We start from the raw sequence: 229 nt of genomic DNA, 5'->3' as shown, positions 1-229 counted from the left end.
TCCATAGTTCAAAAACAGAGGCTTTTTCCTCTGCTGTAAATGTTCGTCTCATTCAAAAAACCTCCGCAACCCCATGTTTTCACATAACTGTTGCGTTGACCAATTGAATCTACAGAAAAGTTATCGGCTGGTCAATGCAACCCCGCATGACAAAAGAGATTGTCCTGAACGCCTTACTTATGGCGGTGTGGAGGCGTAATCCTCAAAAGCAGGTACTGGTTCACTCTGA

At 44.1% G+C, this 229-nt stretch carries 1 pseudogene; it reads left to right on the top strand.

Annotated elements, in window-relative coordinates:
- Nucleotides 1–113: 113 nt before the first annotated feature.
- Nucleotides 114–229, top strand: a pseudogene (locus tag FHC48_RS23345) (IS3 family transposase); the annotation flags it as partial.

Source organism: Enterobacter sp. EC_50, assembly GCF_019584525.1.
GTDB lineage: Bacteria > Pseudomonadota > Gammaproteobacteria > Enterobacterales > Enterobacteriaceae > Enterobacter > Enterobacter roggenkampii.
Note: the sequence above shows the minus strand (reverse complement) of the source record. Positions and strands in the feature narration are given on the sequence as shown.